The sequence below is a fragment of the uncultured Pseudoteredinibacter sp. genome (genome assembly GCF_947502065.1).
Lineage (GTDB): Bacteria > Pseudomonadota > Gammaproteobacteria > Pseudomonadales > Cellvibrionaceae > Pseudoteredinibacter.
Genome location: NZ_CANMYE010000001.1, coordinates 94,892 through 121,652 on the forward strand (window position 1 = coordinate 94,892; position 26,761 = coordinate 121,652).

21 protein-coding genes are annotated in these 26,761 nt (G+C 46.4%); 14 read left to right on the forward strand and 7 right to left on the reverse strand.

All coding sequences use genetic code 11. The features are described from left to right. Nucleotides 1-9 precede the first annotated feature (9 nt). A complete protein-coding gene (gene cobN, locus Q1A41_RS00420; RefSeq protein WP_299973129.1) occupies nt 10-3,939 on the forward strand; it encodes a cobaltochelatase subunit CobN in 3,930 nt (1,309 codons plus the stop codon). Nucleotides 3,940-4,017: 78 nt separating this feature from the next. On the opposite strand, the gene Q1A41_RS00425 is transcribed toward cobN, so the two are convergent. Together Q1A41_RS00425 and Q1A41_RS00430 are read right to left on the reverse strand one after the other, a co-directional pair. Then, the gene (locus Q1A41_RS00425) at nt 4,018-5,124 is read right to left on the reverse strand and encodes a DUF2817 domain-containing protein (protein ID WP_299973132.1); all 1,107 of its coding nucleotides are present in this window, start codon (nt 5,122-5,124) and stop codon (nt 4,018-4,020) included. A gap of 47 nt (nt 5,125-5,171) precedes the next feature. Next, entirely contained in the window at nt 5,172-5,639 is a 468-nt protein-coding gene (locus Q1A41_RS00430; protein WP_299973136.1) for a MarR family transcriptional regulator, read from the reverse strand. A gap of 176 nt (nt 5,640-5,815) precedes the next feature. On the opposite strand from Q1A41_RS00430, the gene Q1A41_RS00435 reads away from it, so the two are divergent. Both Q1A41_RS00435 and Q1A41_RS00440 read left to right on the forward strand, forming a co-directional pair. Then, the gene (locus tag Q1A41_RS00435) at nt 5,816-8,029 is read left to right on the forward strand and encodes a TonB-dependent receptor (protein WP_299973139.1); all 2,214 of its coding nucleotides are present in this window, start codon (nt 5,816-5,818) and stop codon (nt 8,027-8,029) included. 129 nt (nt 8,030-8,158) lie between these two features. Beyond that, a complete protein-coding gene (locus tag Q1A41_RS00440) occupies nt 8,159-8,983 on the forward strand; it encodes an alpha/beta fold hydrolase (RefSeq protein WP_299973142.1) in 825 nt (274 codons plus the stop codon). 42 nt (nt 8,984-9,025) lie between these two features. Here Q1A41_RS00440 and dusA read toward each other — a convergent pair whose 3' ends face one another. Continuing rightward, nucleotides 9,026-9,991, reverse strand: coding sequence for a tRNA dihydrouridine(20/20a) synthase DusA (dusA, locus tag Q1A41_RS00445; protein WP_299973145.1), 966 nt, complete (start codon nt 9,989-9,991; stop codon nt 9,026-9,028). A gap of 167 nt (nt 9,992-10,158) precedes the next feature. Between dusA and Q1A41_RS00450 the strand changes: the two genes are divergently transcribed. The 3 genes from Q1A41_RS00450 to Q1A41_RS00460 all read left to right on the forward strand — a co-directional run bounded on the left by Q1A41_RS00450 (nt 10,159) and on the right by Q1A41_RS00460 (nt 13,529). Further along, entirely contained in the window at nt 10,159-11,472 is a 1,314-nt protein-coding gene (locus tag Q1A41_RS00450; protein WP_299973148.1) for a M20/M25/M40 family metallo-hydrolase, read from the forward strand. 59 nt (nt 11,473-11,531) lie between these two features. After that, complete coding sequence (locus Q1A41_RS00455) at nt 11,532-12,584, forward strand: AraC family transcriptional regulator (protein ID WP_299973151.1); 1,053 nt, start codon at nt 11,532-11,534, stop codon at nt 12,582-12,584. An 81-nt stretch (nt 12,585-12,665) separates the two neighbouring features. Further along, the gene (locus tag Q1A41_RS00460; protein ID WP_299973154.1) at nt 12,666-13,529 is read left to right on the forward strand and encodes a phytanoyl-CoA dioxygenase family protein; all 864 of its coding nucleotides are present in this window, start codon (nt 12,666-12,668) and stop codon (nt 13,527-13,529) included. Nucleotides 13,530-13,829: 300 nt separating this feature from the next. Here the strand turns inward: Q1A41_RS00460 and Q1A41_RS00465 are convergent, their stop codons facing one another. Continuing rightward, a complete protein-coding gene (locus tag Q1A41_RS00465; RefSeq protein ID WP_299973157.1) occupies nt 13,830-16,382 on the reverse strand; it encodes a penicillin acylase family protein in 2,553 nt (850 codons plus the stop codon). Nucleotides 16,383-16,634: 252 nt separating this feature from the next. Between Q1A41_RS00465 and Q1A41_RS00470 the strand changes: the two genes are divergently transcribed. Beyond that, a complete protein-coding gene (locus Q1A41_RS00470) occupies nt 16,635-17,807 on the forward strand; it encodes an HD-GYP domain-containing protein (RefSeq protein ID WP_299973160.1) in 1,173 nt (390 codons plus the stop codon). Beyond that, the gene (locus Q1A41_RS00475) at nt 17,804-18,988 is read left to right on the forward strand and encodes an EAL domain-containing protein (protein WP_299973163.1); all 1,185 of its coding nucleotides are present in this window, start codon (nt 17,804-17,806) and stop codon (nt 18,986-18,988) included. Before Q1A41_RS00470 ends, Q1A41_RS00475 begins: the two co-directional genes overlap by 4 nt. Before the next feature lie 9 nt (nt 18,989-18,997). On the opposite strand, the gene Q1A41_RS00480 is transcribed toward Q1A41_RS00475, so the two are convergent. Beyond that, the gene (locus Q1A41_RS00480) at nt 18,998-19,402 is read right to left on the reverse strand and encodes an MAPEG family protein (RefSeq protein WP_299973167.1); all 405 of its coding nucleotides are present in this window, start codon (nt 19,400-19,402) and stop codon (nt 18,998-19,000) included. A gap of 314 nt (nt 19,403-19,716) precedes the next feature. Here Q1A41_RS00480 and Q1A41_RS00485 point away from each other — a divergent pair, with 314 nt between their 5' ends. Both Q1A41_RS00485 and Q1A41_RS00490 read left to right on the forward strand, forming a co-directional pair. After that, nucleotides 19,717-20,091, forward strand: a complete 375-nt coding sequence (locus Q1A41_RS00485; protein ID WP_299973169.1) for a BlaI/MecI/CopY family transcriptional regulator — start codon at nt 19,717-19,719, stop codon at nt 20,089-20,091. After that, nucleotides 20,084-21,532, forward strand: a complete 1,449-nt coding sequence (locus tag Q1A41_RS00490) for a M23/M56 family metallopeptidase (protein WP_299973172.1) — start codon at nt 20,084-20,086, stop codon at nt 21,530-21,532. Before Q1A41_RS00485 ends, Q1A41_RS00490 begins: the two co-directional genes overlap by 8 nt. A gap of 56 nt (nt 21,533-21,588) precedes the next feature. On the opposite strand, the gene Q1A41_RS00495 is transcribed toward Q1A41_RS00490, so the two are convergent. Beyond that, nucleotides 21,589-22,182, reverse strand: coding sequence for a 2-hydroxychromene-2-carboxylate isomerase (locus Q1A41_RS00495; RefSeq protein ID WP_299973175.1), 594 nt, complete (start codon nt 22,180-22,182; stop codon nt 21,589-21,591). A 221-nt stretch (nt 22,183-22,403) separates the two neighbouring features. Here Q1A41_RS00495 and Q1A41_RS00500 point away from each other — a divergent pair, with 221 nt between their 5' ends. After that, the gene (locus Q1A41_RS00500; protein WP_299973178.1) at nt 22,404-23,294 is read left to right on the forward strand and encodes a DMT family transporter; all 891 of its coding nucleotides are present in this window, start codon (nt 22,404-22,406) and stop codon (nt 23,292-23,294) included. A 119-nt stretch (nt 23,295-23,413) separates the two neighbouring features. Here the strand turns inward: Q1A41_RS00500 and Q1A41_RS00505 are convergent, their stop codons facing one another. Beyond that, on the reverse strand, nt 23,414-23,677 hold the full coding sequence (locus Q1A41_RS00505) for a hypothetical protein (RefSeq protein WP_299973181.1): 264 nt from the start codon (nt 23,675-23,677) through the stop codon (nt 23,414-23,416). A 314-nt stretch (nt 23,678-23,991) separates the two neighbouring features. Between Q1A41_RS00505 and Q1A41_RS00510 the strand changes: the two genes are divergently transcribed. The 3 genes from Q1A41_RS00510 to Q1A41_RS00520 are packed head-to-tail and all read left to right on the forward strand — an operon-like array spanning nt 23,992 to nt 26,748. After that, nucleotides 23,992-24,336 carry a BolA/IbaG family iron-sulfur metabolism protein gene (locus Q1A41_RS00510; protein ID WP_299973184.1) on the forward strand — a complete coding sequence of 115 codons (345 nt, stop codon included), beginning with the start codon at nt 23,992-23,994 and terminating at the stop codon, nt 24,334-24,336. A gap of 3 nt (nt 24,337-24,339) precedes the next feature. Then, nucleotides 24,340-25,350, forward strand: coding sequence for a rhodanese-related sulfurtransferase (locus Q1A41_RS00515; RefSeq protein WP_299973187.1), 1,011 nt, complete (start codon nt 24,340-24,342; stop codon nt 25,348-25,350). Between the two features lie 18 nt (nt 25,351-25,368). Then, nucleotides 25,369-26,748 carry a hypothetical protein gene (locus Q1A41_RS00520; RefSeq protein WP_299973188.1) on the forward strand — a complete coding sequence of 460 codons (1,380 nt, stop codon included), beginning with the start codon at nt 25,369-25,371 and terminating at the stop codon, nt 26,746-26,748. The last annotated feature ends 13 nt before the right edge of the window (nt 26,749-26,761 follow it).

Below are 26,761 nucleotides of genomic sequence, written 5' to 3' on the forward strand. Positions count from 1 at the left end.
GGAACTATCGTGCATTTATTACGAGTTATTGTAGCGCTATCCTTGATCTTGCTATCGCAGTTGGCATTAGCCAATGATCTTGATAAGAAGCCAAAAGTTTTACTTATTCAATCCAGTCATACCGCACAAGCTAAAATCTCCATGCTGGAGAGCGCAGCTGAGGGTGTCAGTTTTGAGCTGATTTCACCGAAGACCAAAGGCCTGGATGATGCGGCCTTTGAAGAGCTGTGGCAATCTGCCGATTTGCTACTGCTTGATGGTATTAACCCCGCACTGTTTAAATTTATGTTTTATAAACGTGCGCCACTTGTTAAAAAGTACCCCAATATCAAGGTTATCGGCATTGGCGATGTACCTAATTCGCCTTTGAATAACGGTGCTAGTAAAGAACAAGTTCGCTTGGTTAACGATTACTTCCTAAATGGAGGTAAACGCAATTACAGCAATATGATGCGTTATATCGATGCTAGTATCTTTGGTGCTGATGTGAGCAATATTGCAGATCCTATAAAAGTTCCAAAATCCGGGCTGTATCATCCAGACCTAGATGGCTTACTTAGCGACAATGAAGCGAATTTTTTCAGCTGGCTAGATGAAAAGCCAGGTGCAGCAATTGGCATCGCTATGCATCGATCAGTTGTCGATTATGAGCAGACCCAAGTGGTCGATGCCATGATTCGAGGTATTGAAGCTAAAGGCATGAAGGCTTTTGGATTCTTTCACGAGGGCGAGGATTTGCCACTCGATTATGTCGATTTATTAATTGATGACCAAGAGCAAACCAGAGTCTCGGCGATTATCTACTATCGTGCTTTGCACTATATCGAAAAACGTAAGGCTGAATTTGCCCGCCTGAACGTTCCAGTATTGCATGCCTTAAATTACCAAGACGGTGATGAAAAGCACTTTGACGAAAATCACACGGGCATTTCTGCCAATATGACCCCATTCTTTTTGGTTATGCCGGAGAGTGCAGGTGTGATCGATTCTATCGTGCTTACCGCTAAGGATGAGGCGGGCAATAAGGTAGTGATGGCAAAGCAGATGACAGCCCTAATTGAGCGTGCAGTGAATCACGCGGCTCTATCAGCAATGCCAAATCCGGAAAAAAAGCTGGCCGCCTTTATTTGGAACTACCCTCCAGGGGAGAAAAACATCGGTGCCGCCTTCTTGGATGTGCCAGGCAGCTTGGAGAATATTGCCAAAACCCTAAAGGCAGAAGGATACCAAGTATCTGAAAAAGACGAAGCCTATTTTATTGAGGGGGCGGGCAAGCTATTGCGCCTTTTCTATCGAGATGAAGATCCGTTAGGTTATATCGAAGACGGTATCGCTGATCTTTTACCGCTGGCAAGCTACGAGGAATGGTTCGCAGAACTGCCAGCAGCCGAGCAAGCACAGATAAATGAGCGCTGGGGACAGCCGGCTGATCACTTTATGGTGGCAGAGCATGAAGGTGTGAAGGGTTTTGTTATACCGCGCTTGGATCTTGGCAATTTAATTGTTTTGCCCCAAGGTTCTCGCTCAAATGACATTGGCGATAAAAGTGGCCTTTATCACAGCATGAAGACTCCTGTGAACCATTACTATCTGGCCTTGTATTTATATGCCCGTCATACTTTTAAGGCCAATGCACTACTGCATATCGGTACTCACGGTTCGCAAGAGTGGCTTACCGGCAAAGAGCGTGGTTTAAGTGTGCATGATGCGCCAAACTTAAACGTCGGTAACCTGCCAGTATTTTACCCTTATATTATCGATAATGTAGGCGAGGCCATGCAGGCAAAACGTCGTGGCCGTGCCACTATGATCAGCCACTTAACGCCAGGCTTTGCAAAAGCAGGCCTATATCGTGAAGTAGCCGAGCTTGCCGATCTGCTGGCCAACTATAGCCAGCTAGACGAAGGTCAAACCAAAGAAGAAACCAAAGCCAACATATTGGCCTTGGTGGCAAGTAATAATATCGCTAAAGATCTAAAACTTAGCGAGGAAGACTTAAACAATGCTTTCGATGATCAGATAGCGGCAATTCAAGATCACCTAACGAAGCTCAGTAAGTTGGCGCAACCCTTGGGTGTGCATACCTTTGGTGTGCTGCCGGAGCAAGCCCATCTTATTAGCACTATTTTACAAATGTTGGGGAAAGAGTTCGATCAACTGGCGGCTGAGTATGAGTCGTCCCAGGGCTGGTCGGTAGCCGCTGCTGAGCAATTCGACGAGAATGGCAGTGTACGTTTGGAGGCTATTACAGGCTTTCAAATTCTAAGCCGTATATTGCTCGATGGGCAGAATCTGGATTTGCCGGAAGCCTTCGAGCCTTTCATTAGTGATGCCAAGACGCACTGGAAAAACTTCCATGACATTGCCGAGTTAGAATCTCTGGTGAATGCGCTGCAGGGGCAATACATTCCAGTGGGTAATGGCGGTGACCCGATTCGAAACCCGAAAGCGGTGCCAACCGGCAAAAACTTGATTGGTTTTAACCCAGCAAAAGTACCTTCAAAAGAGGCTTTTGAATCGGGTGTGAAAGTTATCGAGCAAACGATTGCGGATTACCGCAATAAGCACGGCCGTTACCCGGATAAGCTGGCCTTCTCACTATGGAGCTTGGAAACCATGCGTCACCATGGCGCCTTGGAAGCTCAAGTGCTGCATGCCATGGGGGTAAAGCCAGTTTGGAATCGCCAGGGCAATATCACCGGTACCGAGATTATTCCTTATGCTGAGCTAGGGCGTCCAAGAGTTGATGTGGTGATTTCGGCTACAGGTTTATACCGCGATGCATTTCCCAATGTGATGCAGTGGATGGCTGATGCGATCGACAAAGTGGCAAAGCTGAAAGAAGAAGGCAACTCTATTTATAAAAATGCCCAAGCCCTAAAAAGTGAGCTGCTAGAAGCAGGCAAAGATGAGGCCGAAGCTGACTACCTTTCCAGTATTCGAATTTTCTCTAATGAAAGCGGCAATTATGGTACGGGCCTAGCGGCAGGCAGTTTGGCGTCCGATACATGGGAGTCAGACAGCAAACTGGCCGATCTTTATCTAAAACGTATGGGTTATATGTTTGGTAAGGACGAAAGTCGCTGGAGCGATAGTGTTGATAGCGATATCTACTCTAAGGTTTTATCTGGCACCGATGCGGTAGTATTTTCACGCTCATCTAATCTTTATGCCTTGTTAACCAATGATGATCCATTCCAATATTTTGGTGGTATTGCCCTGGCAGTACGTAATATTGATGGCGCTACGCCTGATATGTATGTGAGTAACTTGCGACGCAAAGATGATGTACGTTCTGAATCCATGGAAGATTTCCTAAATCAAGAGCTGCGCAGCCGTTACTTCCATCCGCGTTGGATTCAGGCCATGCAAGATGAAGGCTATGCCGGTGCTACGGCCATTCTTGATCGTATGAATAATTTCTGGGGTTGGGAGGTCATGACGCCTGAAAACATTCGTGATGATCAATGGCAAGAGTTCTTCGAAATCTATGTTGATGATAAATACGATATGGATATGCGAGAGTTCTTCGAAAATGCCAACCCAGAAGCCTTGGCCCATATGTTGCAATTAATGCTGGAAGCCAATCGCAAGGAATACTGGAAGGCAGATGCGGCCACTCTAGAGCAGATGATTAAAACCTACGAGGAGCTTGCGACGGCACACGATATTTATACAGACAATGAAAAGTTTGTGGAATATGTCAATCAGCAGGCGGTGGGTTTTGGTTTGGCGCCACTTCCAGTTAGCGTAAATCCCGCTGTGGCACCACCCCAACCTACAGTATCGGGCCAAAAGCTGGAGAAGCAAGAAAGCCAAAGCCGCGAAATGGATAACAGTAAAATCTATTGGATTGCTTTCGGGGCCTTTTTATTGTTCGTATTGGGCATGTTCTATGAGCTGTTTGCAAGACCGGCTCGTCAGAACATTACAATGTAGCCTTTAAAATAGGCTGGCATTTCATGTTATGGAATGCCAGCTTTCTTAAACAGTTTCAATACTAATAAAAAAAACGTATTAGCTTTCAGCCTCTGCCAAGTGTTGTAGCGCGTCGTCAAAGTAAGCCTTGCTCTTTTCCCAGACATCCTCTAGCCATTGTTGTTCATCAATAAAAAATGCCGCCAGTGTTTTTTGCTGTATTTCAGCTTTCAAGCTGGCTGCACAATCAGGATTATTGTACAGCCAGTTAGCTTCAATAACTGTGCTGAGCATGGTATCGATGGGCACGGTACCAAATTCCAGGGCTACGCATAGTGCGGCAGGGTTACAATCCAGCAAGCCGCAGCAGAGTGGGCCGCTAATATCCGGTGTTGAGCTATCTGCGCTACCGGGTGCGATGACCTCTCCATTTAGGAAAACCTTCTTTGTAAGTTCAAGATTTTTTGGTTTGCCGGTATAAATCAATTCACAGGCGCCCTTAGGCCCAAGGCCAGTATGTAAATCCATATGAATTAGCTTGTTGCATTGTTTGGCATGCTTGGCACAAATTTCTCGCCAGACCTGATTTGACCAGCTAGCTGTGTGGCCACCAAAGTAGGGCGCTTGGGGCCAGTGATACTGCCCCTGCGTCATTTTTCCTTGGAAGTCTGTCCAGCTTCGTTGCTCAATGTACTGATTTATGGTTTTTAGAATGTCCGTTAGATCGGCAGATTGCCAGTGCTCTGGGTAGGCTTCATCGATAAATTGTGTTTCCTCTTCAGTTGCAATGCGACTTTTAGAGAAATCTATAAAGTTTCGATTTAGGTCGATATTGTTTTCATTGTTGCGTGTGTAGTGTGAAAAACCATAGGGATTAATGGCATGCACAAATATTAGCTGAATATCCTTATGGATATTATGCGGCATCAATTGCTGCATGAGTAAAATTTGCATGGCCGATCCGCAGTAGGCTTCTACGCCATGAACGCCTGAAGAAATAATGATTTTTTTTGATGCATGCTTAGCGCCATAAAGGGCGACATCACAAAATAAATCTTCGCCGTTTATACCTGTGACATGCGGGTTCTTATAGCTCTGTATTTCACAAGCTAAATCTGTCGCTGTGTTTAGAAATAGGCTTCGCGCTTCGAGGTATGTATTGCTAACAGCATGCGCAAGCGGGCCGCGGATTTGACTAAAGCTCATAAAGTTACCTTTTAGTAAACCCGCCAGCCCAATGAACTATTTAGGCTTTAAGGTTCAAATTGCTCATTGGCGATTAAGAGCTTATCGAGCATCTCGAAAAGCTGGGCTTTCTCGCTTTTGCTTAAAACACTATCAAGGTGCTGGCCATATCGCCGTAATACCCCAAACTCAACTTCGGCATATTCGCGGCCTAAATCTGTCAGTACCGCTATTTTGCTGCGCTGATTGTTCTCTTGGCGCTCATTGGTCAAAAGTCCCTTCTTGGCGAGATTTGCCAAGGCTCTTGTCACCATGGCGCGATCGAAGCCATATACCTCAGCTACCGCTGATGGTTGCATTGGGCCTTTTGATGCCAGCAAAACTAATATTCGAAACTCTGTTTGCGGTAAATCGGCGATGGCCTTTGCCCCGTCGGCTTTTTCTGGCTTTAGGGAGGCGTGCATCTTGGTTTGTGTCACCACTAACCTAAAGGGGATGTAGTCATGAATATCAAATTCACTAATTGGCTTACTCATAGATGGCTCGTTCTTTAAAAATCAAACAATTGTTTATACAGCCTTTGTACAACGCTATGAATAAATTCTCCACAATAGATTGACAAAGTCAATTATTTGAATAATGATTGACTTTGTCAACTGTAAAGTGGCCCATTAAAACTAATTTAACGAAAATGCAGAGAGGCGTTGGCAAAATGCTAATAAATAAAATTGCTTTTAAACGACATGCTTTGTTTATGGCCCTGGCCGGGGCGAGCCTGACTCCCATAGCAAGTAATGTGATGGCGCAAAGTCAATCCGCTGATACAGATCGCAGCGTAGATCTGGAAGAGGTAGTGGTAACCGCTCGTAAACGCGAGGAGTCCTTACAAGATGTGCCCTTGTCTATTCAGGCTTATAGCGGTGAGGATCTGGCGCTTGGTGGTGTCGACAATGTCGAAAACCTCGTTGGTAAAACGCCAAACCTTTCTCTAAGTTCGAATCTCCTATCACCGGGAAATGACTTTTTAAATATTGTAATACGCGGTGTGGGTTCTCAAAGTGCTGGCGCACCGGCCGTGGGGACCTTTGTTGATGGTGCGTTTGTGCCCTCCCTGGCTTTCGATATTGGCTTTTTGGATGTGGAGCGAGTAGAAGTATTACGTGGGCCACAGGGCACTCTTTTTGGTCGAAATACTCAAGGTGGCGCTTTAAATATTGTGGTGCGTCGCCCGGATGAAGAGTTTCGCGGTAAGGTGGCATTGAGTTACGATGAATTCGATACGGTGCGAGCTCAGGCGGCTTTTTCTGGTCAGTTAGCTGAAAATTTTTATGCCGGTATTGCCGCTGATATTTCCCGCACTGATGGCTTTTTAGAAAACCCAGTATTGGGCGCTGCTGCCGGTGGTGGTGAACGCTCCAGCTCAGTGCCAGCAGATGCCGAAGATAAGTACTCTTGGCGCAGTGCTTTTCGCTACAGCCCCAGTGATGAATTGGATATTAATCTAAGCATCGATAAATCCTATCGCAAAGGTTTAGATGGCTTACCCGGCGTGCCGCGCGGGCAAGAGGCTTATATTGTTCGCAGTGATTTTCAAATAGATGCACTCTATGATAATTATGGTGCTGCTTTAAATATTGATTATAAAACTGATGATATTGATATCACGGCCATTACCGCCTTTCGAAAAGTCGATACCTCACTACCTTTTGATTTCGATGGTTCACCCGAGCGCGGTCCAAACTTTCAAGATATTCGCAGCAGTCAAGAGCTCTTTTCCCAAGAGCTTCGATTTTCAGGAGCAATTGGCGAGGATATTGATTGGCTAGCTGGCGCCTATGTGTTCCGTGAAGAGCAGCGTTCAGATCGATATATTCGATTCCACGACATTGATCTTGCTTTGCCTGGTACGTCTTTATTGGTGGATAAGCAAATTCAAAATTTAGAGCGTAGCGGCTACGCGGTTTTCGCCGATGTGATTTGGAATCCAAATGATTGGTTAGAGCTAGGCTTTGGTGCGCGCTTTGCCAAAGAGACTGTGAAATCCCAAGCGGAATTAGATTTTGCCTTATTGCTCGGCGACTTGCCTTTGGCAGTTGTGAACGATTCGCCAACAGGTAAGCTAGACGACGATAATATTTCACCTACAGCATCGGCACGTATTAAATTAAGTGATGATATCAGTTTATATGGTCGCTACGCCCGTGGCTTTAGAGCGGGTGGTTTCCCATTGGCACCGGCCAGCCCAATTTCAAATACCGGTTTTAACTCTGAAATTTCAGATAACTATGAGTTAGGTATCAAGGGTAATCTCTTTGATGGTCAAGTAGACTTTGATTTGGCCTTGTTCCGAATTGATATCAGTGATCAGCAGTTAACTACCATTGTGTTTTTTAATGGCGATCCTAATCTGCCGGTAGCGGCCGTAGGTAACGCGGGTGAAAGTCGTTCCGAAGGTGCTGAGTTAAACCTAAATTGGAACGTTAGCGACAGCTTTAGTATTAATGCCAGCGCGGGTTACACCGATGCCACCTATACTCAGTATATCGATACTTTAGGGGATGACCGCTCGGGCGAGAGCTTCCCTTATGTGCCCAAGGTGAATGCCTTATTGGGTGCAACCTGGAGCTTTGATATTGCTAATGGCGCGGAATTGGAGCTAAATGCCCAGTACCGCTATGTTGATGAAATCCTATCCGGCAGTGGTGTAGATATCGATTTGCAGTTCCCAGTGGATTCTTACGATGTGCTCGACCTGCGCGCTTCAGTCTACAAAGACGATTGGCGAGTAGATGTATTTGTTGAAAATGCGAGAGATGAATTTATTGAAACACGGGTATTTAATAGTTTCTTCTTTAGTGAACAGCGTCCATTCTCTATTGTGTTGCCACCGCGCAAAGCTGGTGTCCGATTTACTTACAATTTTTAAGTTGTAAGTAAGCCAAAAACAGGCAGAGATTAAATACTCTGCTTGATTTTTGCATTTGTCTGGCAGGGCCTCATTCTTGCTAATTGACAATTAAGTTTCACATTTGAAAGTTCTAGATTTGGTAGCGCAATGTCATTAACGTTAATTGATCACTTTAGCCTTGAATCGGCTTGCTTTAATTTTCCTGAAGGCAAACTTTATTATTATAAAACTATTGTTGCGCCAGCAGATGTACCAACGCTAATTTTAATTCCAGGTTGGGCCGGTGCGGCTGAAATGTGGCAGCGGCAGCTAAATGCTCTTAGCGGACGCTTCAATTGCTTGATTTTTGATTACCCTGGCTTTGGTCGCTCGCACTTTCTATCGGCGAATGAGGCATCTTGTAATCTGAACTTTCATGCCGAACTAATCAAGATGGCTCTTGATCAAGAAAGTACTGGAGAATGCATCGCGATAGGCCACTCCATTGGTGGCGCCTTGGCATTAACGCTTGCAGAGATAGATACTCGAATTAAAGCTGTTATCGGTGCAGATTCTTTTACCTATATGAATCTCTATCCGCAAGCTGATATGCAAACCGCGATGGCTGTAAAACAAGGGCTAATGGATGATTTTACTGGCAGTTTAAATGGCCTGATGGATGAGTACTTTCCGCCCGGTTCCGATGCCGAATTGCGCAATTGGGTGACGAAAACCATGACCGCGGCTAATGTCCATGTAGGCGCCGCTATCTTAGAGCAGTTTATGTTGTGGAGCTTGCGGGAGAAATTAGATGCTTACCACGGCCCGGTCTTTGCGATAGCCGCAGAAGATACCTATGTAGAAGACTTTCAGCCCGCTTTTGGCGATCGTATTGAGGTCACTTGCATCAGTAAGGCTGGGCACTTTTTAATGTTGGATCAAGCCGAAGCGTTTAATCATCGCTTGCTAAGCTTACTCAACAAACTGGCTTAAGCCTAAGAAGCTTTGAGCCAGTTGTTTCTTGGTAAGTGGTGCTTAACGAATAAAAGCTGCCGCATCTTCCATAACTTCAATACCTGCACCTGTCTTGTGAATATTTTCACTGATATGGCGACGAAATTGTCGAGCGCCAGGCTGACCTTGAAACAAACCCAGCACATGGCGGCTCATAAAGTTAAGCTTATGGCCGTCTAACAGCTGCTCACCGCAATAGTCCAGATACTGTTTGTAGATAGTCATTCTATCTGGAATAGGGTGCTCATCTTTATATATACGTTTATCGACTTCAGCCAACAAATAAGGGTTGCTATAAGCTTCGCGCCCCACCATTACCCCGTCGACTTCCTGCAGTTGCTCTTCACAATCATCGAGGCTTTTCAATCCTCCGTTAATAATGATCTCAAGCTCAGGGTATTCTTGCTTTAATTTGTGAACCAATGGGTAACGTAGCGGCGGCACTTCACGATTCTCTTTCGGGCTTAAGCCCTGTAGCCAAGCTTTGCGCGCGTGCACGATAAAGGTTTTGCAGCCTGTAGCGGCAATAGCTTCCACAAAGCAGCACATATCAGCGTAGTCTTCCATATCATCAATGCCGATGCGATGCTTAATGGTGACATCAATGCTACAAGCATCCTGCATCGCCTTAATGCAATCAGCCACAAGCTCCGGCTCGGCCATCAATATCGCGCCGATCTTACCTTCTTGCACGCGATCACTAGGACAGCCGCAATTCAGGTTCACCTCATCATAGCCCCAATCTTCAGCAAGCTTCGCGCAGTGCCCCAGATCCGCAGGCGCAGAGCCGCCAAGCTGCAAGGCAATAGGGTGCTCCACCTCACTAAAACCCAAGTGCCGCTCATGCTTACCGCCTTGAATCAAAGCCGCTGTGGTCACCATCTCGCTATATACCACTGAGTGCTTACTGATCAGGCGCCAAAGGTAACGGCAATGGCGGTCGGACCAATCCATCATGGGGGCTAGGGTGAAGCGTCGATTAATCATAAGTTCGTACAGCGAATTGCTTCTTTTAAAAAGGGTTTGATTTAAGGCGCGGGATTATAACATTAGTGTCATTTATCGCAGAGTCTTTGTTTTTGCTGCAGGGATCATCACCGTAGCTATTAATGATAAGATTGGTCCCTTACTGCTTTTACCTGGAGATTAGAATAATGCGCATCAGCTTGAAAAAACTGGCATCCATTACCCTTTTTACTGCAGCTTTGTCTCAGGCTGCTGGGGCCCTTGCTGAATTAAGCTCGGTAGAGAAGCAGTTGGCTTCGCGCATTGATCAGCAGCTTGAACAGGCGCGCAGCGAGCTTAAAGCGGCCGTAAACATCAACAGCGGCACCATGAACTTTGCCGGTGTTGAAAGGGTTGGCCGTCTCTATCAACAGCAGTTTGATGAGCTGGGCTTTCGTACCGAATGGCTTCTGGGCAAAGCCTTCAATAGAGCAGGGCATTTGCAGGCCAGTTATGGCAGCAAAGGGCCCAAGATTTTGATGATTGGCCATTTGGATACGGTCTTTACCAAAGAAAGTGCTTTTCAAGAATACCAAGATCTAGGTGATGGCAAAGTCGCAGGCCCCGGTATTACCGATATGAAGGGCGGAAATACGATTGTGGTGGCGGCTTTGCGAGCCTTGAAGGCCGAGGGCTTATTGGATCAGCTGCAGGTTCGTGTGGTGTTTACTGGTGATGAGGAAAGCAGTGGTCGTCCATTATCGCTATCTAAACAGGCTTTAATTGAGGGCGCTAAATGGGCCGATATTGCCTTGGGTTTTGAAGATGGTGATAGCAGTATTAAAACGGCCGTGATTGCACGCCGGGGCTCTTCGGGTTGGAGTTTAAAAATTAAGGGCCGCCCGGCGCATTCTTCGCAAGTGTTTAGCGATGATGTGGGCTATGGTGCAGCTTATGAGATGGCGCGTATTCTCAATCAGTTTCGTGTACAGCTAGATGGCCTTGGCTCGGTAACCGTTAATCCGGGTTTGCTGTCGGCGGGTAATGCCCAAGAAGAGTTTGCGATGAATAATTCGGTTGCGGCGTCAGGCAAGAGTAATATTGTCTCGCAATGGGGCTATGTAAAAGGTGATATTCGTACCTTAAGTCCCGAAGAGCTTGCCAAGGCGCAGCAAATCATGCGTGATATTGTTAGTCAAAATCTTAAGCATACTTCGGCCGAGTTAGTCTTTGCTGAAGGTTATCCTCCTATGCCGCCGACGGATGCCAACCGAGCTTTGTTAAAGCAATATAGCCAGGTGAGCGAAGATTTAAACTACGGACCGGTAGCGCCGGTTAATCCTCGCAAGGCTGGTGCGGCTGATATTTCTTTTGCGGCGGATCATGTAGAGATGGCCTTAGATGGTTTGGGTTTGATGGGCTCAGGTGGTCATACGGTTGATGAGGTGGCCGATATGGATAGCTTTAAGAAGAATATTCAAAAGGCCGCCATTCTGTTGCACCGCTTGGCCCGTGAAAAATAGCGCCATAAGAAAGCAGCACAGCGAAACCAGAATAAAAATTACAGCATAGAGCACGCGCTTTGATAGATAAGTTAGAGCCAAGTTATCTGCATATTCCCACGATTCCAGCGGGCTTTCTGCAGCATTTGGCCGAGCCCTTACTAGCGGAAGAACGCTTTCCTGGTGCTTTACTCGACGATTACCAATGCTTGTTAGCACTTGATAAATTGACGGTTGCTCAGTACAGCGATTTCAGTGAGCAGCTTTGTCTGCACACCCAGGATGAATGGCTTGGGTTGTTGGATAGGGCTGTGCCGCTGGGCAGCCATGTTGCCTTATTGCACCTGTTGCATCCAAGCGCTGATCTTTTTACCGCCTTATCCAATGTAAATCGCTTCTTTAGTTTGTTTCTTGATGGTGAGGAGCAACTATTAGATTTATCGCGGTGGCAAACGGAACAAAAGGTCTATATGGGGAGGCGCTCAGAGGTTGAGCATTTAGAAATTGCTAGCTTGATGCGCGTGTTAAAGTTGAGTTCATGGTTATGCCAGGAGCAGCTTCCACTAAAGAGCTTAAGCTTTAGTTTTGCCCCCACTCAGTTCGATAAAGAATTCGCCTACTTATTTGGCGCCTGGCCGGATTATCAACAGCCGCGCGCTTGTATTCAGTTTCACCCTAGTGTTTTGAATAAAGCCGTAGCCCCTGCTATTGATGCCGAGCAATACGCTAAAGATAATCGGGTGCATTCCTTGTTGTGGCGCAATGAGAGTGATCTGCAAAAAGTGGTTTATGGCGATATTGCCGCTCATCTTCATGATGCGGCCTTTTCTGCTGATCATGTCGCTGAGCGATTGCATTTATCGAAAGCGACATTGGGGCGTCGTTTAAAAGAAAAGGGCAGCAGCTATTCCGATATTCTTTCGCAGGTTAGAAAAGATAAGGCTTTGCAGTACCTGCATAGCGCTGATGCTGGCGCCTCGGCGAATGCGATGAGTATAGAGCAGCTTGCTGAAGCTCTAGGTTATATCGAAATGGCCTCTTTCAGCCGGGCCTTTAAATCGTGGTTCGATTGCTCCCCCAAACAGTATTGGCAGCGCTATCATGCAAGGCGCTCAAGTGCTGTCAAAAAATAACAAATTTCTGCAAGTATTCGACTTTCCAGGTTTTCCACGTCGCCCTATATTATCGCTATAACGATTAGCCGGGAGGATGCCATGAGTGATGCCTTAAAATCGGATGTCTACCAAAATATGGAGACAGCTACTAAATATAAGAAAACCCAGTCCAATGCGAAAGATCGCGTAGATCAAAAGCTGTTGCAACAGTATTTGGATAAGCTGATGCAAGATGGCTATGTAGTAGTGCCAGATCTGTTGAGTCAGGAGCAGCTTGATATTATCCGTGAAGAAGTCACGCCTATGTTGAACCATAAAGGGCGCAATTTTTTTGAGGGTGAGCTTACTCAGCGGATTTATTCGGTTATGGCCAAAACCTTCGCCTTGAATCCGATGGTCGAGCACCCGATGATCTTAGCTCTACTTGATGCGGTTTTGATGCCGAGCTATTTATTGTCTCAGTTGCAGGTTATCAATATTTTACCCGGTGAAAAGCAACAGCCGCTGCATGCCGATGATGGCTATGTGCAAATGCCACGCCCAAGAAAATTTGTCAGTGCCGCTACGGTGTGGGCTATTGATGACTTTACCGCGGAAAACGGCGGCACGATGGTTATTCCAGGCTCCCATAATTGGGGGGATAAGCATCCAGATGAGAGTGATTTAAAGAATCAAATTCATTGTGAAATGAAAGCGGGCTCGGCGGTATTTTTCTTGGGAACCTTGTGGCACGGTGGTGGAGCTAATGTTTCTGATCAGCCTCGCTTAGCGGCTACAGCGCAATACTGCGAAGGATTTATTCGGCCGCAGGAGAATTTTAGTTTGTCTGTGCCTTTGGAGCGAGCGGCGCAATGCTCGGAGGATATAAAACGAATGTTGGGCTATTCGATTTTTGGGCCGTTTATGGGCATGGTAGACGGTAAGCATCCTAAGCGTTTGTTGGAGCCGTTTTTAAACAAGTAAGTTGTAAGCATAAAGAAGGGGTCAGAACCCAAGGGTTCTGACCCCGTGTTGGGGCACTATGGTTCTGGTATCGCTGTGTTATATGGTGAAGCCGCGGGTTGGTCTTGGTTTTGAATTTTAGATCGTGGCTTCGATATGGGGTCAGAACCCAGGGGTTCTGACCCCGGGTTTGGGCACAGTGGTTCTGGTATTGCTGTGTTATATGGTGAAGCCGTAGGTAGGTCTTGGTATTAAATTTTAGATCTCGGCTTCGATGTGGGGTCAGAACCCGAGGGTTCTGACCCCATTGTTGCGCGAGGCTTATGGCTTATTCGCGCGCAATTTAAATTCTACGCTTGGTAGATTTTCACCGAACAATTCAATTGGACGCCACTGTTGCTGGCTGAACAATTTACTCTGGTCAATAAAATGTGGCGATTCAGGATCATGGGCTTGGCCATAGCTTAGGAACATTTCGCCCTTTGGACCTTGCTCATCAAACTGCAAGGCCATCACAAAACTGGAGCCGTAGTTTACAGGGTAGCCAGAAATCGATTGCTCAGCTTGCTGACGAGTTCGCAGTGGGCTAAAGGGTTGTTTACTGGCCGCTTTGCCGATATTCACTAAAGCTAACTCTGAATGACCACGATTACGTGCACGGGCATGGGAGTAGTTAAAAATACCTTCCCAAGAATAACCGCCACTAATTGCGATGGGCTCTAGGCCTGCGGCCTTAGGAATATTTTGAATATCCCCCAGTTTTGCATCCAGCGCTATAGCATTGTCTTCCAATCGTTTCGCCGCTTTGGCAAGAGCCAGCAATACTTCATCTTGCTCAGCGTTAGTTGCAGGGGCAAGGCCGCCTGGTGTCATTGCGGGTTTAGCTGGGTCAAAGGCATTGGCAAATAATTTGTCATTAAGGTCACGGTGACCACGGACACGGAACTCTGCCAAAAACTCACGCATTAAATGTGCGCCTTGACTATCAAGTAGATAGCGACCATCCCAATTTTTTAGGGTGGCGCATGCGGCCGATAAATCGTATTGGCCACTGTCCAAAGTTTGCAGAGGGGAAGCTTCACAGCGCTCGGCCAAGCTGGCTCGAAGCTGTTGGCCAAATAAAGAGTGATTGTCGGTGAAAACAGATTTGAGCTCTTCGTAACTGAATAAATTGTTCTCGCCGGCTGGCTTGTCGGCGCTACGATTACTGATCAATAGGGCATTAAAGCGTGTACGAGGGCTGCGATGGCTGCGCTCCGGACCGTAAACAATACTGAAGCCTTCCAACGGTTCTTCAATATGACTCAGCCAATGGCTGGAGTTAGCATTAAATACATAGTCATTACGCAAAGACTGTGGTGCTTCCTGAATAGGAATCAAGCCGCTGTGACGAGCGCCCTCGGTGGGCTGCCATTCAAAGGCCGCTTTATTTCCTGGCAGTAACATAGCACCGCCGCCATCACGCCATAGCCCGGCAAGTTCTGGGCTGTGCATGGCTTTGCGCCAATAGCCTTCTGCGGTTTCACTGAGCTTGGGTGTTTGAGTGCCATCGATATACAGAACACGTCCGTCTTTGGCGGCCATCATCGTATTCACCCAAGGGATGGAGCGATGTTCGCTAAAAGCTTGTAGGAACTCTTCCGGGCTTTTTGCCTTAGCCATGGCAACCCAATGACTGAGCATGCCGGTATTATCTAAATTGGCGTCGCGAATGCTGATGGCCGATTTATCTGTCCAAGCAAGGCTGGGGGCCAGTGAGCCTAGATTAACAATCGGGCCGAAATGGCTGTTATACACAATATGTTCTTGGCTTAGTGCTTCGCCTCCGGCTGGAGCTTTCACTTTTATGTTAACTGTTTTGGCCGTGATATCTTTAAAGCCATCCTCATAGCGGTAACGCATCGGGTTGCTAGGATCGAGCTCAAGTTGATAAAGGGTAAAGCGCTTGGATTGAGATACTGTGTGGGTCCAGCCTAGGTTTTCATTGAAACCAATACTGACCCCGGGTAAGCCAATCATGCCAACACCAGCAATATTGAGCTCGCCTGGGATGGTGAGATGCTGTTGATAGAAACGCAACTCGCCATCATAGGGGAAGTGAGGATTGGCCATTAGCAAGCTGTTTGCGTCGCTGGCCTTCTCTTTACCGATTGCCCAGCCATTACTGCCAATGCCTCGGGAGGTCAATAAATGTTCAGCATCTAAGCTAGGTGCCGTGAGGCTAACTTTTTCTCCTGGTGGTTTTGCAGAGGCAATTGCGCCTAGAAAAGCTCGGCTACTCGATAACAGTGCCAAATCCATATGGTAGGCCAATAGCTCTTCTACGGTGATGGTATTCACCCAATCTGCGTTACGGCAAGGAGATGGATATTGGCTTGGATCTTCACGCTCATTGAGATTTTTATTAAAGCCGTCAACATAGCCTTGTAACAATGCCTGCATATCTGGCTGTAGAGCAGGGTAAAGAGTCTTAGCACGATCAAGCAAGCCAAGGGATTTGTAGGCTATATCGGCTAAGATGTATTTATGCTGTGGGCCGGCCCCTAAATAAAGCGCTGCCTCGCCTCTAACATTACGGATTTGTTCGGCCAGTGTGCAAAGGTTGTCCCTAGCTTGCATATAGCCGCTGGCATAGCCCAAGCTGCCATAGTCCTTGGCGACAATATGGGGCACTGCGTATTTATCGAGGTGTACATCGGCCGAGTAGTGATAGCTCTCTTTTGAGGCGTTAATTTCAGCTTGCTTGGCCGGCTCTTCCTGCTGGCTGCAGGCGCTTAATAGGCCAAGGCCAATTGCGCAGAGTGATAAGGTGTAGCGTCTATGGCTTATTTGTGCAGGATATTTGGCAATTTGAGCCATTAATCGTTTGGGCATTATCGAGTCCTTCATTGTTATTATCTCGTAAGATTGGTGTCAGTATATCGCGCTACTTGTGTAATAAAACCGACTTTGTTCAGAAATACGTTGCTCCGGCGAGCGGGGATGAAAATACACGGTATCGAGCTACACTTGAGGTAGCTTTGATTTTAACTTGGAGCGGTGAGTAGAGCTGGCTTAATATTTGATGGAATATGCCGATAGCATGCTTATGGCTCCGTTTTTGTATTACATAGGCAATTTTGTTTCATGCGTTTGTTAAAGGTTCAAGCCGAAAACCTGCGCCCCGGCATGTTCGTTGCCGAGCTAGACCGTCCTTGGCTGGAAACTCCATTTACCCTGCAAGGCTTTGTCGTCCGTGACGATGAAGATGTTCTGTATATCGGTAACTATGTGGATTATGTCTACATTGATGCCGATTATGCCGGCTCTAATCTATTCCTGCCCGATCAGCCGAAACAAAAAACAGTAATTAAAAAAAGACTCAGTATCAAAGCTGATTTTGAGCAGGCCAAAAGCTCTTTTAACTCGGCCAGTGAATCTCTTGATAGAGTATTTAGTGCCCTTAACAATGGCGCGCAGACTGATATTCAAGTTGTGCGTGAATCTGTCCAGCCGTTAATCGATGGTGTCTTTAAGAATAAAGAAGCTATGGCGGCTTTGGTTCGAATGAAAGAATCTTCAGACTATCGCTATCAACACGGCATTTCCATGGCGGTTTGGGCCGCGATTTTAGGTCGCCATATTGGCCTACCCATTGATGAGCTGGAAAAGCTAGTGGTTGGCTGCGCCATGTGTGATGTAGGTATGACCCGTTTACCCGATGAAATTTTTAAGCAATCTTCAGGCTTAAGCGAGTATCAGCGTCAAATGGTCGAGTTGCATACGCGCTTAGGTGTGCAGATGGTTGATGAAAATGGCAATGCAGACATCGAGGTGCTGTCGATCATCAAAAGCCATCATGAGCGCTTCGATGGCAGTGGCTACCCGGAAGGTTTAACGGGGGCCGATATACCTCTTTTGGCAAGGGTAGCGGGCTTAGTCGATGCCTATGATGCCATGATTACCCCAAGACCATATGCCCCAGGTGTGTCGTCCTATGATGCGGTACAAGAGCTGATTAAAAGCAAGGGAGTATTGTTTCAAGATGCGCTGGTAGAGCAATTTGTTCAGGCGATAGGCCTGTTCCCTACGGGCTCCTTAGTGGAACTTAATACAGGTGAGGTGGGTATTGTCGTTAAGCAAAATGAAATGCGCCGACTCAAACCTGAAGTCGTATTGGTATTGGATAAGAAAAAAGAAAAATTAGCCGCGCTGAAACTGCTGGATCTGGCTGATGAAAATGTATCTATTAGTCATTGGATTACCAATGGACTGCAAGCTGGCAGCTATAGCGTAAATAGCGAAGAGTACTTTATATGAGTGGGAATAAGGCCAAACCATCATATATTGGATTAATCGAGATTGCTGATTATGAAGGTTTAGTTGGACGGCATGGTCCAGCTTCTGCCCAGCTGTTGTTAGAAGAATTCTATTTGCGTTTACAGCGTTGGGCGCGCCCCAAAGATCAAGCCAAAGTACTTAAAAATAGACGGTTTATGGTCATGCTCGATGGTGTGCATGATGATGCGCAGTTGCAATTAGCAACGGCCAAGCTTATTCGTCTATTTGAAGCGCCCTGTGAATTAATGGGCATCACGGCGCCGATAAAATTTCATGCCGGCTTTTGTTTGCACGAAGGACAAGATGCTGAGCAAACCCTTTTGCGTTGCCGAATAGCTTTGCGTCAGGCTCGTAAGGGCGAGTTGGCTATTCAGGTGTATCATTATGAATTTCAGGCCACGCTAGATGATGAGCCACGTTTGGTTGAGGCACTTGAGAGGGCATTGGATCGGGGAGAATTTCAACTCTATTATCAGCCAAAATTACACACCGGTTATCGCACGGTGATTGGCGCCGAGGCACTTTTACGCTGGCATAGTAGTGATAAGAAGGTGATTAACCCTGTACAATTTATCGATGTGGCTGAACGCTATGATGTCATTCGCCCCATCACTTGGTGGGTGATGAAGTCAGCCGTAGCGCGTTTGCGCAATTGGCCCGATAACCTTGGTATTTCTGTAAATGTGCCGCCTTGCCTATTGCTCGATGATGAAATTGTAACGGTGCTATCAGATGCTTTGGCGATATATAGTGTCGCGCCGCATCGCCTTACCATTGAAATTACCGAGAATTTGATGATCAGTGATTATGAGCATTTAGTTCTTAATCTACATTCATTGCACGATATCGGGGTTAGAATCTCTATCGATGATTTTGGTACGGGCTATTCTTCTTTAGCGCAATTTCGAAGCTTGCCGGCTCATGAGCTAAAGATTGATAAGAGCTTTGTAATGGCCATGCGCGAATCTGAAAAGGATATGGCCATCGTAAAAGCGGTGATTGATTTAGCCAGAAATTTCAGCATGCGGGTTGTTGCTGAAGGGGTAGAGGATCAAGAAACCGCCAGCTTGTTAACCGACTTAGGTGCCGATCAACTGCAAGGTTTTTTATTCGATAAACCTTTGCCGCTGGCGGATTTTGAAAAGCGCTATGTCAGGTAAACTTGAATATTAAAGCCAGGGCAAAAATCCAGCTATTAACATACCGGCTAATCCAAATAAACTTAATCCAAAGGCCACACTTCTAGCCAGCGAATAGTTAGAGTAGTAAAACAGCATGTGCAGCAGGCGGCCAAGTAAGTACAAAGCTGCACTATTGTTTAGCCAATTCGGCGCTGCGGCAGATAACATTCCAAACATGGCCAGTAAAATAAAGATAGCAACGCTTTCATTGGTGTTAGCATGGCTTCGAAACGCCCTAAATAAAAAGCTGCTGTGGTCAACATCAATGGGGTGTCCTGGCTTGTGTCGACTTTTTAAACCGACGACATCCAAAATAAGCAGCTGTGTAAAACTAAGCGCCGCCATTAATCCCATCACTAAAACGGTCATGCTATAGGCATCATTCACTTGCATGCTGTATCCCTTTTGCTTTCAAATCTTGTGGTTAGTGTCAACAGGCTCTAGGTTTTTAGGCTAAAAACTAGGCAAAACATATCCTATGGAAAACGCCTTGTATAGTGATGAAATTGCAAGAGCGCATTGCAGTTTTATATCGCGCCATTTCCTTTTCGACCCTTATCGAGCTTCTATGGCGGTCATATTGTTAGCTTGCTACATTGTAGTAGTTGTGTTAATTTTGGCTGCTACATTGTAGTAGCTTGTGAGATTTGAAAGCGGCGATAGCTGAAGGGCTTGCGCGCTGAAAAGACGATAAATGGTAAGAAAAAGTGAAGAGACTTCCTGAACTCAGTAAAGCCGAGTATGAAATATTACGTGAGCTTTGGCGCTGTGGGGATAGTACGGTTAGAGCCGTTCATGATCAATTGGCCGAGTCGACCGATTGGGCATACACCACCACAAAGACTCACATGGATAGAATGGTGAAGCGTGGCTTGTTAAAACGTTATAAGGATTCTGAAGGCAATCAATACAGCGCTCAGCTCAGTAAGCCTGAAGGACTAGTAAAGATGGTTCGTTATTTTGCCGAGCGTGTCCTAGAGCTAGATGGCAAATCCGTGGTTTCGATGTTTGCGAAAAGTGAGGCGCTAAGCCCGCAAGAGATTAAGCAGCTGCGTGAACTATTGGAGAAAGACGATGACTGATTTGATGGCGTTATGGCTAGATTTTCTGTATCAGCAGTCACTTTGGGCCGCCATTCTTTTTCCGGGAATATTGTTTGCGGTTTACGGTTTGCGTAAATTCTATCCTGGCTTGCTGGTGGTTATCTGGTTGTTGATTCCCCTGCGCTTGCTCGCACCTACTGATTTGTCATTTGAATACAGCTTAGCGAGCTGGATTGGAAACTTGCCCGTAGAGTTAGCCGAAACGGCACCGGCGGTTGATGAACCTTGGCATCAGTCACAGATTGCAGCTGTCGCCAGTACATCGCAGGGCGAGCAGCAACTCTCGGCTTGGCAGTATTTATTGTTTGTTGCCTGGCTATGTGGTTTCGCCTTCTCTTTAATGAGTTTTTTAAGGGCTAGGGATAATCTCAGCAAGCAAATCAAAGGCGCATTAGCCGTAGAATCTGGTGAGGATTTACAAATCCTAATGAATGCGAAGCATGATTTATCATGCCGAAGAAGAGTGAAGCTCTTTAAAAGCAAAGATGCCAATTCAGCCTTTACGCTAGGAACCATAAACCCTGTCATATGTTTGCCAGGAAAGCTATGGGACGAATTGGATGTGCAAGATCGCCGTGCCATTATTTATCACGAACTCGCTCATGTGAAAGCCTATGATGATCTACTGCTATGCTCTTTGAACCTAATACGTTGCCTGTTCTTTTTTCACCCTGCGATGTGCTATGCACAAGCCCAGATCACCCAGCAGCGTGAGAGGCTCACCGATGTAGTAGTGGTGCAAAATTCTTCTCTAGAGCCCAAGCAATATGCCAAGGCCTTATTGAACTATATCGAAAAATCAACATTGAATCGCTTTGCGAGTGTTGCCCCCAGTGTTGGCGGTCAGTATTTACTGGTGAAATTAAGGATAGAAGCCATGGTTGAAAATAGATTGAACTACGGTCTTGCACACAAGTTATCGAGTCTGCTATTGATGATTTGCTTGCTGAGTTTTGTTTTACCAATGGAAGCTTGGTCTGAAAACCATAGCGAGGGGAGTGGAGGGAAGAGTCAGTCAAAAACTTTGCTGTTTAAAAGGCCTTTGCTCAGTAAAAAAATCTCATCGGCTTTTGGTATGCGAAAGCACCCAATAAGTGGCAAATTAAAACAGCATAATGGTATCGACTTGCCAGCCAGCCTAGGTAGCCATGTGTTTGCAGTTGCTGATGGTAAGGTTGTAAAGGTGGTTGAAGATAGAGGTTCCAAGCCTAGGTATGTCTATATCGATCATGGCCAAGGGGTGGTCAGTCGATATTTTCAGCTTGGGAATATTCAAGTTAAAGAAAATGATTGGGTTCGTTCTGGTCAGCAGATCGCAGAAATAGGATCACCTTATCGAGGAACTGGCCCGCATTTACATTTTGAGCTTATGAAAAACAAAGAGCATGTTGACCCGATGAGCTTCTTTGAGGCATTTTAAGATCTGTAGGATGCGGTGGGTATGCTGCCCACCGCGCCTGTTGGCAGATTGCCGAATTAGGCCTTCGCTAAATGCTCTTCAACAAAATCCAATCGATCTTGACCAAAGAACATCTCTCCCTCTAAGAACATGGTAGGTGCGCCAAAGATTTTCCGTTCAGCAGCCTGTTCAGTGGCTTTAATTAAATCGGCTTTTACCTCATCGCTCTGGCTTAGCTCGATAAGTGCTTTTGCATCCAGGCCCGCTTCGAGCAAAGTGCTGTTAACAATCTCCATATCTGCCATATTCTTTTCTTGTTGCCAAATAGCTTGGTAAACGCAATCGACATACTGTGCAAAGCAATCCAGCTTTTGGGCTGCAATAGCGGCGCGCATCAAATAAAGAGTATTGATAGGGAAGTGTGGGTTAAATTTGAGTTCCACTTGATAGCGTTTGCTAAAACGCGGTAGATCATGGATAAGCATGTACTCACCTTTTGCTGGGATAGCGACCGGTGAGGTATTACCCGTTGCCTTAAAAATGCCTCCCAGTAACATTGGGCGATACTCTACTTGGCAGTCATATTGCTTGGATAATTGCTGTAAGCGCATATGAGCTAGATACGCTGTTGGGCTGCCGAAATCAAAATAGAACTCGATGGTTTTGCGCATTATTATCTCCCTAGCTGCACCCCATATTGGGCCTAAGCTTTGTTAGCGGTAACTTAAGTTGTTGTTTGATGGTTCTAATATGGAACCTATAATAGATTCCTTGTTAACTCCGGTCAAAGAGTTTCTCAAAAGCCTGTTCCGAAAAGCGCTAGTGTCGCCCTAAGTCATCTGTTTTAATGTGGCCCTGCCTGTTCTGGGTATTCTTGCTTAAGGGGAAGTTTGTGTCATTCAAAGACAGTGTCATGCTGGTTCTGCTGGCCGCCATTTGGGGTGGTTCTTTCTTATTTATGCGTTATGCCGTCCCTGAGTTTGGTGTTGCTCCACTGATCTTTTTACGTGTTGGCTTGGCGGCTTTATTTTTATTGCCATTACTGTTGTGGCAGGGCAAGTGGGCGGGCCTTAAGAAGGTATGGCATTTGAGCTTTATTAATGGCTGGGCTAATTCGGCGATCCCCTTTTGTCTAATAGCTTATTCCTTGCTGACTCTGAGCTCTGGTTTCGCCTCTATCTTAAACGCTGTCACCCCTATTGCTACGGCAATCGTGGGCCTTATTTGGTTGGGGGAAAGAATGCCCCTACTTAAAAGCATGGGGATGTTAATCGGTATCGCAGGGGTGACCTTACTGGCTTGGAATAAGCTCTATGTTAGTCAAGAGGACACTGTGCAGGTGGCTCTAGCTATTGCTGCAGGTGTAGTCGCTACTTTGTTTTATGCCATATCGGCGATCTTTACCAAGCGCTACCTAAACGGTGTGGACAGCATGGTGCTATCCACAGGCTCGATGTTGGGGGCAAGCCTGCTATTGCTTCCGCTAGCGTTAATCTATTGGCCTGATCAACCACCGAGTTTGCTAAGTTGGCTGTCAGCGATAGCCCTGGCTATCGTGTGTTCAGCCTTAGCTTATCTGATGTTTTTCCGCTTGATCCATACGGTTGGGCCAGCGCGAGCGACAACGGTGACCTTTATTGTTCCAGTATTTGGCATGCTTTGGGGGGCCACTTTGCTTAATGAAGAGGTTTCTTTATTTATGCTTTTAGCTTCTGCGGTGACATTATTAGGCACAGGCTTGGCCACAGGGGTGATTTCGGGGCGAGGGGCGAAAGAATCCTGATGCCAAGCGCCTGCTTTACGGCTTAGTTGTGGTAAGGCGGTGGCGTAGTGCAATTGCTAGCTGTGCTCGCAGGGCGATAAGCCCAATGCGGGGCTTATCATGGGTAGGCTTAGCTGGGATTAGTTAATAGATGGTTTATCATCTTGATCGACTAAGCCGCCAAGCGTGCTGGGGAATTCAGCGGTATTTTGGCAGGGCTCTTCTGGCCTTGGGCCTGCTTCCATAAAAGCAAAGTAGTCTTCACTTAAGGACCGCCCCGCTGCCCTGCGATCGGCGGATTTGCGGCGTTTTCTATGGAATAAATCCAATGGGAGATCTTTACAGCGGTCCTGCTCTAGGCGGCGGTCAGCACCTTTTCGCCTATCGACAAAAATCTTACTCATATGCGTCAAACCTATAGTTACAGCTAAAGTATAGTAGAAAATGATTTAGCTGCATTATCCTTATTTTTAGTATGGTTTAATTCTTAGTATCGCTAGTGACGTAATCTCAAAGGCGATCAAATTGAACTGCCTGTCACTTTTAAAAGTTCGCTATAATGCGCCTTGTTGTGTTCGAGGTCTAGCCCTCGGCCGGAAATGACCCAGAATTGTGCAGAGCTGCCGAAATCTCTTGTGATCTGTATCTCACCGAGCCCCTTAGCTCCCTGTGAAACTGTTCAGTTGCAGCCTGGTATTAGTAATGAATTAGGACAGATATGTCACAGCAAAGAACAGAAGGCCCAGTTCAGTCGGCCATTATCGAAAAGCTGCAGGCACTTGCGCCCAGCCATCTAGAAGTCGCCAATGAAAGCCATGGCCATAATGTGCCGGCAGGCTCGGAATCTCATTTTAAGGTGGTGCTGGTAAGTGAGGCCTTTAGCGGTCTGCGCCAGGTACCGAGGCACCAAAAAATATATGGCCTTTTAGCCGAGGAAATGGCAGGCCCGGTGCACGCCTTGGCCTTGCACACATTTAGCCCAGAAGAGTGGTCTAGCCAGGCTGTTCCAGAGTCTCCAAATTGTTTGGGTGGAAGTCTGCATGATAAGAAGAGCGAGGGCTAGTTGATGAGTTTGCAAGAAGAACGCTATGTGGTCATGGCGCTGTATAAATTTACCCCCTTTGCCGACTTTGCTGATTGGCGCGAAGGCATTCAATCTGCCATGGCTGATCATCAGGTAAAAGGCTCTTTGCTTATTGCCGCAGAAGGCATTAATGGCACCGTGGCAGCAGAGCGTGATGGCATTGAGGCGATCAAAAGTTACTTGAATAGTATTGGGGCATTGGCTGGCTTCAGCTACAAGGAATCTTTCTGTAAAGAGCAGCCATTTAATCGCAGCAAGGTAAAGCTTAAGAAAGAAATTGTGACTATGGGTGTGCCTGAGATCGATCCTTTGAAAGTCGTTGGCAGTTATGTAAAGCCTGAAGATTGGAATGCTTTAATTTCTGATCCGGATGTCGTGTTGGTAGATACCCGTAACGATTATGAAGTTGAGCTTGGTACCTTTAAGGGGGCTTTAGATCCTAACACTACAAGCTTTCGTGAATTCCCTGATTATGTGGCAAAAACATTAGACCCAAGCAAACATAAGAAAGTCGCTATGTTTTGCACGGGCGGTATTCGCTGTGAAAAATCTACGGCCTATATGAAAGAGCAAGGCTTCGACGAGGTTTATCACCTAGAAGGCGGCATCTTAAAGTATCTAGAAGAAGTGGATGAAAAGGATAGTCTTTGGGAAGGCGAGTGTTTTGTTTTCGATGGCCGCGTGACAGTTGATCATCAATTGCAGCCTGGCCACTATGAACTTTGCCATGGTTGTCGGCATCCGATTGATGAGGCCGCGCGAAGCTCAGAGAAATTTGAAGAAGGTGTTAGCTGTCCGAAATGTTTCGATACCTTAAGCGAAGAGCAGCGCCAGCGTTTTCGCATGCGCCAGCAACAAATTCAACGAGCGAAAGCTCTAGGGCAGGATCATGTTGGTGGTGATGTGCACAGCTTGCAAGAACAAAATCGTACACGCAAACAAGCCTTAAAGGCTGCACAGCGTGCGGCCAGTTTAGCGGCGCAACGTAAATAATAAAGGCTTATAAAGCCAATGAAGAAGAGTAACAGCAGTGTTTTTCAATATCTAAAAACGTTGCTGTTACCTGCTTTGTTATTATTGGCATCCTGTTCCCAGCTGTCTTTAAATGATCAGTCATCTTCTAAACTCAAGGCCTTGTTAGTTGCTTGTGAGGGAGATGATGTCACGACTTCCCCTCAGCTTATTCATCATCCTCGTTGGCCAGTATTGGCGGCTAACCGCTTTTTATTAAGCTATCAAAAACAGCCGCTTAGTGTTACACAGTGGCAAGCATGGCTTGACAAGCTTTCTGCTCTGCAACAGCAAAATAGCAAACCCGCACTGCCATCAAAGTCATGCATGAAAGCACTGCGCAGTGATGCGGTTTACCAATTACGCGAAGAACTTTTCAGCCAGTGGCATTCGGGCCTCTATACCGCTTGGCCTGTGATTGCCGATATTATGGAGCCCTTGGTAAATCGTGCCGTTGAAAAAGAAATTACGCACAATAAAGGCATTGAAAAGCAATTTCGCGCGGTAGCACATCCATTAGATATGGGAATGTTATCGGATTATGAGTGGTATGGTCGAAGTGTTAGCTCAAGCCACAATTTTCAATTGTCTGATATGCCACTTAATCCATTGGGATTTCCTGAGCTGAGTGCTCTGCAAGCAGAAGCATTGCTTGATAAATGGCAACCGCTTTGGGTAATAGATCGCATGGCTGAAAATGATATACCGTTAAGCTTAGCGAGAGTTTCGGGTAAATTACAGATCGATAAATCGCCAAGCATTTATCGATATATCAGTTATGGTCGATTGCACAACGAGATTGTTTTGCAACTCAATTATGTAATTTGGTTTGCTGAGCGAAAACCAGAAAGCTGGATCGATCTTTTAGCTGGGCAGTTCGATGGGATTCAGCTTCGCAGTCATTTGGATTTGCAGGGCAATGTCTTAGCTTATGACGCAATGCATAGCTGTGGTTGTTGGTATCAACTCTTTAGTTCGCCCAAATTACGTAAGACTAAAAAGGCAGAGGGCGAGCCTGTATATCTATCGTCCTTTTGGCCGGGTAACAAAGCTCCGATAGTTGTCCTTTCGGCCAATCAGCATCAGTTGCAGGCATTACTGCCATGGCGAGATCGGGCTTGGGAGGTCGCCGGCAAAGAGCTCATCCCGCTTAATAGCAAGCCTTATAGTGAGTTGAATAATTTGTTTGATAAACAGGGCTTGCTCGCAGAGTCCGCTCGCTTGGAGCGGTTTTTGTTTGCGCCTTTGGGAGTAAAGGCAGCGGGCAGCATGCGCAGCCGTGGGCGACACCAAATTGCTTTTACCAGTGAGCGCTATTTTGATCAGCCTGATTTGCTCGAAAGCCTAGGTTTTGAAAGGGCTGAGCCAAGATCCGACTAAGGTCTTAGGGGCA

Bases quoted from the DNA above. Each gene is read 5' to 3' on its own strand.
- Q1A41_RS00425 (WP_299973132.1), bottom strand. From the start codon at position 5,124: ATGAGCTTTAGTCAAATCCGCGGCCCGCTTGCGCATGCTGTTAGCAAT.
- Q1A41_RS00430 (WP_299973136.1), bottom strand. From the start codon at position 5,639: ATGAGTAAGCCAATTAGTGAATTTGATATTCATGACTACATCCCCTTT.
- Q1A41_RS00435 (WP_299973139.1), top strand. From the start codon at position 5,816: ATGCTAATAAATAAAATTGCTTTTAAACGACATGCTTTGTTTATGGCC.
- Q1A41_RS00440 (WP_299973142.1), top strand. From the start codon at position 8,159: ATGTCATTAACGTTAATTGATCACTTTAGCCTTGAATCGGCTTGCTTT.
- dusA (WP_299973145.1), bottom strand. From the start codon at position 9,991: ATGATTAATCGACGCTTCACCCTAGCCCCCATGATGGATTGGTCCGAC.
- Q1A41_RS00450 (WP_299973148.1), top strand. From the start codon at position 10,159: ATGCGCATCAGCTTGAAAAAACTGGCATCCATTACCCTTTTTACTGCA.
- Q1A41_RS00460 (WP_299973154.1), top strand. From the start codon at position 12,666: ATGAGTGATGCCTTAAAATCGGATGTCTACCAAAATATGGAGACAGCT.
- Q1A41_RS00465 (WP_299973157.1), bottom strand. From the start codon at position 16,382: ATGCCCAAACGATTAATGGCTCAAATTGCCAAATATCCTGCACAAATA.
- Q1A41_RS00470 (WP_299973160.1), top strand. From the start codon at position 16,635: ATGCGTTTGTTAAAGGTTCAAGCCGAAAACCTGCGCCCCGGCATGTTC.
- Q1A41_RS00475 (WP_299973163.1), top strand. From the start codon at position 17,804: ATGAGTGGGAATAAGGCCAAACCATCATATATTGGATTAATCGAGATT.
- Q1A41_RS00480 (WP_299973167.1), bottom strand. From the start codon at position 19,402: ATGCAAGTGAATGATGCCTATAGCATGACCGTTTTAGTGATGGGATTA.
- Q1A41_RS00490 (WP_299973172.1), top strand. From the start codon at position 20,084: ATGACTGATTTGATGGCGTTATGGCTAGATTTTCTGTATCAGCAGTCA.
- Q1A41_RS00495 (WP_299973175.1), bottom strand. From the start codon at position 22,182: ATGCGCAAAACCATCGAGTTCTATTTTGATTTCGGCAGCCCAACAGCG.
- Q1A41_RS00505 (WP_299973181.1), bottom strand. From the start codon at position 23,677: ATGAGTAAGATTTTTGTCGATAGGCGAAAAGGTGCTGACCGCCGCCTA.
- Q1A41_RS00510 (WP_299973184.1), top strand. From the start codon at position 23,992: ATGTCACAGCAAAGAACAGAAGGCCCAGTTCAGTCGGCCATTATCGAA.
- Q1A41_RS00515 (WP_299973187.1), top strand. From the start codon at position 24,340: ATGAGTTTGCAAGAAGAACGCTATGTGGTCATGGCGCTGTATAAATTT.
- Q1A41_RS00520 (WP_299973188.1), top strand. From the start codon at position 25,369: ATGAAGAAGAGTAACAGCAGTGTTTTTCAATATCTAAAAACGTTGCTG.